7 protein-coding genes are annotated in these 6,763 nt (G+C 37.4%); 1 reads left to right on the top strand and 6 read right to left on the bottom strand.

Features of this window, described 5'->3' with window-relative positions:
* A partial coding sequence (locus tag LDB17_RS00235; RefSeq protein ID WP_393924818.1) for an alpha-L-fucosidase occupies window positions 1-1,300 on the top strand: 1,300 nt, incomplete at its 5' end.
* Between the two features lie 45 nt (window positions 1,301-1,345).
* Here the strand turns inward: LDB17_RS00235 and LDB17_RS00230 are convergent.
* The 6 genes from LDB17_RS00230 to LDB17_RS00205 form a co-directional block, all read right to left on the bottom strand.
* A complete protein-coding gene (locus LDB17_RS00230) occupies window positions 1,346-2,947 on the bottom strand; it encodes an ABC-F family ATP-binding cassette domain-containing protein (RefSeq protein ID WP_252638163.1) in 1,602 nt (533 codons plus the stop codon).
* 501 nt (window positions 2,948-3,448) lie between these two features.
* Complete coding sequence (gene tpx, locus LDB17_RS00225; protein WP_252638162.1) at window positions 3,449-3,952, bottom strand: thiol peroxidase; 504 nt, start codon at window positions 3,950-3,952, stop codon at window positions 3,449-3,451.
* 33 nt (window positions 3,953-3,985) lie between these two features.
* Window positions 3,986-4,621 (bottom strand): nitroreductase family protein, encoded by a 636-nt coding sequence (locus LDB17_RS00220; protein WP_252638160.1) that lies wholly within the window; start codon window positions 4,619-4,621, stop codon window positions 3,986-3,988.
* 36 nt (window positions 4,622-4,657) lie between these two features.
* Entirely contained in the window at window positions 4,658-5,104 is a 447-nt protein-coding gene (locus LDB17_RS00215; RefSeq protein WP_006842889.1) for a MarR family winged helix-turn-helix transcriptional regulator, read from the bottom strand.
* A 129-nt stretch (window positions 5,105-5,233) separates the two neighbouring features.
* Entirely contained in the window at window positions 5,234-5,836 is a 603-nt protein-coding gene (locus LDB17_RS00210; protein ID WP_252638158.1) for a DUF4230 domain-containing protein, read from the bottom strand.
* Window positions 5,837-5,859: 23 nt separating this feature from the next.
* A complete protein-coding gene (locus tag LDB17_RS00205; RefSeq protein WP_252638157.1) occupies window positions 5,860-6,627 on the bottom strand; it encodes a YgcG family protein in 768 nt (255 codons plus the stop codon).
* Between the last annotated feature and the right edge of the window lie 136 nt (window positions 6,628-6,763).

The following is a 6,763-nucleotide window of genomic DNA, read 5'->3' as shown; positions in this document are numbered from 1 at the left end:
GCTCGACAAATGGCAAGACCAGAAGTTTGGAATGCTTATTCACTACGGATTATACTCTCAGTTGGGAATTGTAGAATCATGGTCTATTTGCGGTGAAGAAGAAGATTGGATCCCTCGAGATTCTACAATTACTTATGATGCCTATAAACGAAACTATTGGAATACAATAAATAGCTTCAAGCCCGAAAAGCTAGATCCGGCTTCTTGGGCTAAGTATGGAAAAAAGGCAGGTATGAATTACGTTGTTTTCACAACAAAGCACCACGATGGGTTTAACCTGTTTGATACAAAGCAATCCGATTTTTCGGTAACGAAGGGTGCATTTAAGAATGACCCACGTAGTAATATTGCTAAAGAAGTGTTCAATGCTTTTCGTAGCGAAGGTTATATGATAGGAGCTTACTATTCAAAACCCGACTGGCATTCTCAATATTATTGGTGGGATAGATACCCGACTCCCAACCGTAATAATAATTACGATATTGAAAAAAATAAGTGGAGATGGAACAAATTTAAAGAGTTTACCTATAATCAGATAGAGGAACTTATGAACGGCGACTATGGTAATATTGATATATTGTGGCTCGATGGTGGCTGGGTACGTCCTGCACGTAGCGGAGATGCCGAGCGTGCCGGTAAAAATTATAGAGGAGCTCAAGATATTGATATGCCTAAAATAGCTGCAATGGCACGACGTTATCAGCCCGGTATATTGGTTGTAGACCGTACCGTTCCCGGAGAAAATGAAAATTATCAGACACCGGAAAGGGGTATTCCCGAAACACAACTTGATCATCCTTGGGAGAGTTGTATTACCCTTGGTTGGGACTGGGGATATGTACCGACAGATCAGTATAAATCACCGGCTGCTGTAATACATACCCTCGTGGAGATTGTAGCGAAAGGAGGAAATTTATTATTGGGTATCGGTCCAAAGCCTGACGGAACATTGCCGGATCAGGTAGTTGAACGATTGGAGAAAATAGGTGATTGGACAATCAAGAATGGAGAAGCAATATATAACACACGCATTACTCCTGTTTATAATGATGGTAAAACGTGGTTCACCCAAAGTAGATATGGCAAAACGATATATGCTATTGTTTGCTTGGAAGAAGGAGAGCCTCTGCCTACTACTGTTGTATGGAAAGGTAATGAACCCGCGAAAGGAAGTAAAATGAAATTCTTGCAGACAGGTAAAACTGTAAAGTGGAAGAAAACAGCACAAGGAATTGAAGTCTCAATCCCGGCAGGACTTCCTAAAGATCAGGCTGCATTAGCTTTTTCTTTTGTAAAATAAAAAATTCGAACAGAATTATTGAACATAGGATATGAGCTGAAGGATTTAATAATCCTTCAGCTCTATTTCTTTTGTTATACCTATCTTTCTTACAAAGTATGTATCGTGTGATATCACCAGAAGAGTTCCTTTATAATCTTTTATTGTATCGGTGACAATATCCAAACTTTGAATGTCTAGATTATTAGTCGGTTCATCCAGAATAAACATATCAGGAGCTTTGTTATCAACTTGCATACAGCAAAATACCAACCTCATTTTTTCACCACCACTCAAAATCTTGCATGGCTTGTTCCATGTATTATATGTAAACAAATATCTATGCAGTAAAATGCGTAATTCATCTTCACTCAAATGATATGAATTGAATTTTTGTAATTGATCAAAAACCGTAAGTTCATTATCGATAATAGAATAATCCTGATCGATGTATAAGTACTGAAAATCCGATCGGATAATATATCCTTGCTTAGGCTCTAAGATTCCAAATATAATTTTAAGCAGGGTTGTTTTCCCCGTTCCATTTTCTCCTTTTATAACTATCCTTTCTCCACTTCTTATTTCGAAATTGAGAGGATTGCTCCATAGCATCTCATTGCTATAGCCAAAATTGATATTTTGGGCAGTTACCAATATTTTCCCGATATCAAGATTCGCATCATCAAAATTTAATTTGAGATCTTTTTTTTCGGGTAGCTGTTGGCGTAACTGTTTTATTTCATCCGCAATATTCTCCATTTTATTGGCATGAGCATCTTGCAACTTTGCTGCACTCGATTCCGCCCTGTTGCGTATCGTATTTAGCATGATGCGTGGAATACCTTTATCTCCCAAGTCCTTTTTACCTCGTGCATCACGTTTTTGTTTTCTCTCAGCTGTTTCTCTGGCTATATTTCGGGCTTTGCGGAGTTCTTTTTGTTTTTCTTCAAATTGGGATTGTAATGCTTCTTGCTGTTCAGCTTTCTGAATTTTGTAAAACTCATAGTTCCCACCATAGACTTCAATTTGATTGTGTGTAAGTTCAAACGTAATATCAATCAAATTGAGTAAAGTGCGATCGTGGCTTACAATAATTACAGTCGCATTACTATTTTTTATCAAATCATACAATCGCTCTCGCCCTGTTTTGTCTAGATGATTCGACGGTTCATCCAGTAACATATTAGCGGGAGAATGAATGTAAGTCCCTGCTAAGAATACTTTTGTTTTTTCTCCGCCACTAAGATTTTTCATCGTCTCAGATAGCCGAATATGAGATAAACCCCATTTTGAGAGGGCACTATACGCATTTTCTTCGATATTCCAGTCATCATCGAGAATTGTAAAGTTGGTCGTGTCTGTATTTCCTTCTAGTATCGCATGAAGCGCTCTCAATTTCTCACTGATTTGTAATGCTTCTGCAACAGTGTAATGATCATATTGTCCGAAATGTTGAGGTACATAATATGGTAGCCCATCCTGATAGATAACTTCTCCTTCCGATGGTTGCAACCTTCCTGCAATGATACCTAAGAGTGTCGACTTTCCTGATCCGTTACTGCCAATCAAAGAAACCTTTTGTCCTTTAGAAACAGAAAAATTGATATTATGAAACAAAGGCTCCTTATCAGGATGTATATATGATAGTTGTTTTACGATAATACTCATAAACCTATTTTTTAATAAATAATTAGGTAATTGTGTTTTATGGCATATGCCATGATAGTTGAGGACTTTGTTCAAAAGTTTGAACAAAATGCAACTTACATAAAAGTATCGATTGATACTTTTTATTCTTTAAAAATAGAGGATTACATGATATCTAAGTTTAGCAGACTGCGGATAGTCTGATATATTTGAATACTGATTTAACCAAAATGTACCGGATAATCCGAATTTGACAAAATGGTTGTTACAACCATCGTATTACTTAGATATTCTCATTGGAGTATTTATTTGTTTATAGTGTTGCAAAGATAAGAATCTTTTGTCTGACTTAGTAAGTCGCAGGTCTGTAATTGTAAAATAATTATAATGTTTTTCAGATCATTGTATTCAATATGCAGTTTGTAAACAATGCGATAGAAACTAAAAGCACAAGGCTTCTACATATAATGCAAAAGCCTTGATTGAAAAATACTTCTTATTGCTTTACAGCTATCCGATTTTTTATTTTTTTAGAACACTTAAAGCCGCCTCATAGTTCGGTTCATTTGTAGTTTCTTCTACTAATTCGTTGTATAGCACCTTTCCATCAGCATCAAGTACTACTACCGAACGAGCCAAAAGACCTTTCAATGGGCCGTCAACAGTTAATACTCCATAATCTTTTGCAAATTCAGCATTTCTGAAAACAGAAGCAGGTTCTACATTATCTATACCTTCTGCTGTACAGAAACGACCTGCAGCAAATGGAAGGTCGGCAGAGATAGCCAATACAACAGTGTTAGGAAGGCTTGCCGCTTCTTTGTTAAATTTGCGAACTGATGCAGCACATACTCCGGTGTCGATACTTGGGAAAATATTTAGAATTACATTTTTACCTTTAAGATCTTTCAATGTAACGTCTGATAAATCTTTTTTTACAAGAGTGAAAGCCGGAGCTACTGAACCTACTGCAGGTAATTGTCCACTGGTATTAACCGGAGATCCTTTAAATGTTATTTTTGCCATAATTTTTTGTTTTTTAAGCGTTAGTTAATATTATTATTTTATTTCGATAAGAAAATCTTTTTTAGGGTGACGCACTTTTTTTAGATTTACGAGCCAGTCATTATTTTCGTCACGATAACCTAATGGTAGTATTGTAACACTTTTGAGGCCACGTTCGTTCAAATTTAATAATTTATCTAGTGCATCATTATCAAAACCCTCCATTGGAGTGCTGTCTACTTTAAGCTCTGCAGCCATTGCCATTGCGAATGCAAATGCAATATATGACTGACGGGCTGCATGCTCGAAGTTCAGCTCGGCCGGACGCTGTAAATACGCATTTTTTAGTCTATCTGTGTAATCTTTATACTGGTTGGGGTCCTGCTTCCGGCCGTCTGTGGTGTGTTTGTATATTGTGTCTATGCGTTGTGCTGTATAATTGTCCCATGCGGCAAACACCAATAGGTGCGATGCATCGGCTATTTGTTTTTGGTTGAATGCAATCGGAACGATCTTTTCTTTTAATTCTTGGTTTGTGATTTCTATTACTTCAAAAGGTTGTAATCCCGATGAAGTAGGTGCAAGCCAAGCTGCATCAATAATATCGTTGACTAATTTTTGATCTACTTTTTTTGAAGAGTCAAATTTTTTTGTTGCATATCTCCATTCCAAAGATTCTATTAAGCTCATATTGTTTTTTGTTGTTTTATTGTAATTAGAAAATATTTATAGCAATTTGGCATTGCATTTACTCGTTATATTCAGTATTTTTTTTAGATGCTCCCGAAGTGTTACCAATTCCTCATCTCCAATCTCCAATGCTTTCTTCATTGCCGGAGGGATAGATTCTGCTTCTTTCTCCAAAGCTTCACCTTTTTCTGTGATAAGAATATCAACTACTCTTTCGTCTTCGGAAGAACGCTTGCGGATAAGGAATCCATTTGCTTCCATCCTTTTCAAGAGTGGGGTAAGAGTTCCGCTATCGAGCCAAAGTAATTCGCCTAGTTGCTTTACTGTTACCGTTTTATATTCCCATAAAACCATAATGACGAGGTACTGTGGATAAGTGAGCCCGATCTTATCGAGATAAGGACGATATATTGCAGTAACTTGTCTCGATAAAGCATATATCGGAAAGCATAATTGATTATTTAATTTTAAACTATCATTCATTATTTTAGTTTCCCTAAATTTGATTGTGCAAAATTAAATATTATAGAATATAATTGAGGGCTTCTAATGTTAAATAAAATAGATATAGAATTAAAGTATGAGGTATAGAGGTTGTTGATGAAAAGGGGTTTATCCTTTGCCCGATTTAGATCTGAATGTAATAACTACCTCTTCGAATCCCATCGCTTTTAGGATAGGTTTCAATAGGTTTACGGCATTGTCTCTGCTTTGGCTGAGCATATCCAATTGTTTGGCCTTTTCGTTGAGCTGTTGTTCTGCAAAGGTGTATGCTTCATCAACTATATTCGTTGATTCCCATAGACCGAATTCCATGTCGTATACTCTCGATTTGGAATGATCAACTTTTACATGGCATATTTCGGGAGAGGGGAGTTGCAGGTGTATTGTTTTTTCTGAAACAGTTATGTCTTCGGGTTTTAGCTTGGTCAGGTCTACACAGCATATCACTTCTCCATATATAATTAGTCCTGTTTTTGCGTTAGGCAGCCATCTTCGAATTTTTTTATACTCCATCATATCCTGAATACTATACTTGGTTACTTCAAGATTGCCAAGACTTTCTATTTCTTGAAGTATCATATTGTGGGATATCTGTACCGTAGCATTCTTTTTTGTATTAATGAGGTACATCACCATTATACCCAGAATGATTCCTGTAGCGAGTATAAAGATCTGTGATCTTAATGCCTGAGGTCTTATATTGATTGCCATAAGCGTATATTTTATAGGATTTCTCAGAAACCTCTTCCCGCGCCACCACCTCCGAAGCTTCCGCCTCCTCCGCCACCAAAGCCACCCCCGCTGCTCCAGCCACCTCCCGATCGTCCGCTTCCCCAGCCACCATAGTAGCCACCGCCTCCACGGTTGCGTCCTCCCGAAGATGGACCTCCCTTATTGTTTCGGTACGAAATATACAAGATAAAGAGGATGAATAATATGATAAAGACTTGTCCTACAAGAGAACCTTTATCTCCGTTATCTTCATCAGCTTGGAACTCTCCCGATAGATATTTTATTATGGCTCCGATAGCTCCTTTGGTTGCATTATAGTAATCCCCATTCTGAAGGTAAGGGATCATGTATTGGTCGATGATACGCCCTACACGTCCATCGGTTAAGATATGTTCTACACCATACCCTGTGGCGATAAATACTCTTCCTCTTTCATTGCCTATTCGAGGCTTGATAAGTATAAGTACCCCATTGTTTTTGTCTTTTTGTCCGATTCCCCATTTTTGTCCCAATCGGGCTGCATAATCGGAGATGTCGTAACCTTTTAGATCATCCACAGTAACCACATAAATTTGAGTAGAAGTAGAATCATTATAGGCGAGGAGTATTCTCTCCAAGTCTTCTCTCTGTTCACTCGTAAATGTATTACTGAAATCGTTTACCAGTCTGGGTGAAGGGCTGGTGATGGGGTTGGGTAAATCATCGTCTTGTGCCAATAGTAATACCGGCACAAGCAATAATAGAAGCAATATCTTATATGTATATTTCAAGTCTTTATATACTGTTATTTAGAGAAATCTACTTTTGGAGGAGTTTGTGCAGTCTGATCTGCTTCGAAATAAGCTTTCTTTTCGAAGCCGAAAAGTCCTCCAAAAGTAGATTTCTCTAAATAACAGTATATAAAGA

It is taken from the genome of Dysgonomonas sp. Shenzhen-Wh21, assembly GCF_043392705.1.
Lineage (GTDB): Bacteria > Bacteroidota > Bacteroidia > Bacteroidales > Dysgonomonadaceae > Dysgonomonas.
This window is presented reverse-complemented; position numbering and strand designations above follow the sequence as displayed.